This is a genomic window from Halanaerobium sp., from assembly GCF_003070835.1.
The window spans coordinates 1-3,388 of the sequence record NZ_QBLR01000350.1 but is presented as its reverse complement, the minus strand read 5'-3'; the positions used below and the strand labels follow the sequence as shown (position 1 = coordinate 3,388).

Here is a 3,388-nt window from a genome sequence, read left to right as displayed (position 1 = left end):
TAAGTATCGAGTGATTTTAGTTGACTGTGGAGCTAAAGATAATATCAAAAATTCACTAGTTAAGCGTAATTGTGAAGTGATAATGGTACCGGCCAGCACATCGGCTCAGAATATATTAAATTATAATCCTGATGGAGTAATGTTTTCCAATGGACCTGGAGATCCAGAGGATGCAGATTATGTGGCAGCGACCATTAGTGAACTTTTAGGTGAGGTTCCTATTTTTGGAATTTGTCTCGGTCATCAGCTTTTGGGAAGAGCCTGTGGTGCAGATACCTATAAACTTAAATTTGGCCACCGGGGAGCCAATCATCCAGTTAAGGATTTAAGTACTAACAGAGTTTACATTACTTCTCAAAATCATGGTTTTGCAATTAAAGAAGATTCGCTAAATGATTTGAATCTAGAATTAACCCATATTAATGTTAATGATCAAACAGTTGAAGGTTTTAAACACCAAAATTATCCAGCTTTTTCTGTTCAGTATCATCCTGAAGCTTCACCAGGACCAGAAGACTCTCACTATTTATTTGATCAATTTGTTAACCTAATGCGCTGATGCTGATAGTACTGGGGACTTAGCAAATATTTCTAAATAATATCTAAATAATTTAAATCAAACAAATTTAGAATAACACAATAGGAGGATAAGATGCCGAAGAGAGAAGATATTAAAAAAGTTATGGTTATTGGTTCAGGTCCAATTATTATCGGTCAGGCAGCTGAATTTGATTATTCAGGGAGTCAGGCCTGTCGGGCTTTGAAAGAAGAAGGGTTAGAAGTTGTTTTGGTCAACAGCAATCCGGCTACAATTATGACAGATGAGAATATGGCTGATCGTGTTTATATTGAACCCCTAACTGTTGAAAGTATTATAGAAATTTTAAAAAAAGAAAATCCCGATGGACTGATTCCAACCTTAGGAGGACAGATTGCTTTAAACTTGGCTATAGACTTAGCCGAAACAAATATTTTAGAAGATTTGAATGTAGAACTTTTAGGAACTCCAATTGATACAATCGAGAAGGCAGAAGATAGAAATACTTTTAAAGAATTAATGAATGAAATTGGAGAACCAATTTTAGACAGTAAAATTGCAGAAAACATTGATCAGGCAGCTGAAATTGCAGCTAAAATCGGATATCCGGTAATTGTACGTCCTGCCTATACTATGGGAGGAACCGGTGGTGGTGTTGCTGATAATTTGGAAGAATTAAAAGAAATCACTGCCCGTGGTTTTAAACACAGCCTGATTGGCCAGGTTTTAATCGAAAAAAGTATTAAAGGCTGGAAGGAAATAGAATATGAGGTAATGCGGGATAAAAATGATAACTGTATAGTTGTTTGCAATATGGAAAACTTTGATCCGGTAGGTGTTCACACTGGTGACAGTATTGTTGTAGCTCCCAGTCAGACTTTAACAGATAAAGAATATCAGATGTTTAGAAGCTCAGCTTTAAAGATAATAAGAGCCTTAGGAATTGAAGGTGGTTGTAATGTTCAGTATGCACTTGATCCCGAGAGTTTTCAGTATTATATAATTGAGGTAAACCCCAGAGTCAGCCGCTCTAGTGCCTTGGCATCAAAGGCAACCGGTTATCCAATTGCTAAAGTTTCAGCCAGAATAGCCTTAGGCTACAGCTTAGATGAGATTGAAAATGCAATCACTGGTAAAACAACAGCCTGTTTTGAGCCAGCTTTAGATTATGTAGTCTTTAAGATACCTCGCTGGCCTTTTGATAAGTTTCACTATGCTGATCGTAATTTGGGAACTCAGATGAAGGCTACAGGAGAGGTAATGGCAATTGAAAGAAATCTGGAGGCTTCAATGCTCAAGGCTGTGCGCTCACTGGAAATCGGGCGCTATGGCTTCTACTTAGAAGAATTTAAAAAAATGAGTGACCCGGAAATTGAAGATGCCTTATTTGCGGCAGATGATAATCGACTTTTTGTGATAGCAGAAGCGCTGCGCCGTGGTTATACAGTCGGAAAAATTAACCAAATAACTGAAATCAGCACTTTCTTTTTATATAAAATTAAAACCATTATTGAGCTTGAAAACTCTCTAGCTGCCAATAAAGAAAATATAAGTGAAAACAGAGAACTACTTTACAAGGCTAAAGAAAAAGGGTTTTCAGATTCTGAGATTGCTCTTTTGACTGAAAAAACAGAAGCGGAAATAAAAAATATCCGGGACCAGCTGCAGTTAAAACCCGTATTTAAAATGGTGGATACCTGTGCAGCAGAATTCGAAGCAGAAACACCTTACTATTATTCTTCTTATGAAAAGGTTAATGAAGCTCAGCCAACTGAAAAGAAGAAAGTAATGGTAATTGGTTCAGGACCAATTAGGATCGGCCAGGGTATAGAATTCGATTACTGCAGTGTTCATTCTGCCTGGACTTTAAATGAAGAAGGTTATGAGTCAATTATAGTTAATAATAATCCAGAAACCGTGAGTACAGATTTTGATACCTCAGATAGATTATACTTTGAACCTCTGACCAAAGAAGATATTATGCATATCATTGAAAATGAAAAACCAGAAGGAGTTATCTGTCAGTTTGGTGGTCAGACTGCTGTTAATCTGGCTGAGCCGCTGGCTGAAGCAGGAGTTAAGATACTTGGAACTTCTGTTGATTCGATTGACCTGGCAGAAGACAGAGATAGATTCATCGGTCTTTTAAATGAACTGGATATTCCAGTACCTCAGGGGGAAGTTGCGGCTTCATTCGCTGAAGCAGAAAAAATTGCTGCTAAAATTGGTTATCCAGTACTGGTAAGACCTTCCTATGTACTTGGCGGTCGGGCAATGGAAGTTGTATATAATGAGCAAGAATTAGAAGAATATATGAGAAATGCTGTTAAAATTTCACCAGATAGACCGGTTTTGGTTGATAAATATTTAAGCGGTACTGAAATTGAAATTGATGCAATTTCTGATGGAGAAACAGTAATAGTACCTGGGATTATGGAACACGTAGAGAGAGCAGGTGTTCATTCAGGAGACAGTATAGCAGTTTATCCTCCTCACCGTTTGTCTGAGAAGTTAAAGCAAAAAGCAGTGGAATATACGGAAAGAATTTCGCAGGCTTTAAATGTTAAGGGAGTTGTCAATATTCAATATGTAGTCAGTGAGGGAGAAATATTTGTGATTGAAGTTAATCCCCGCTCCAGCCGGACAATTCCATATTTGAGCAAAGTAACAGGGGTGCCGATGGTTGATCTGGCAACAAAGGCTTTACTTGGTAAAAAACTTAAGGATTTAGGTTGGGAAAGTGGCTTGGTTCCAGAAAAAGATCACGTAGCTGTTAAAGTTCCTGTTTTCTCATTTTCCAAATTAACTCAGGTTGACACCAATCTGGGTCCAGAAATGAAATCAACTGGG

General features: G+C 37.7%; 2 protein-coding genes. Both read left to right on the top strand.

Annotation, left to right across the window (positions count from 1 at the left end; translation table 11 throughout):
• Positions 1–559 (top strand): carbamoyl phosphate synthase small subunit (locus CI949_RS18825; RefSeq protein WP_290769253.1); only part of this gene is annotated, 559 nt, incomplete at its 5' end.
• Between the two features lie 93 nt (positions 560–652).
• Positions 653–3,388 (top strand): carbamoyl-phosphate synthase large subunit (gene carB / locus CI949_RS18820; RefSeq protein ID WP_290769250.1); only part of this gene is annotated, 2,736 nt, incomplete at its 3' end.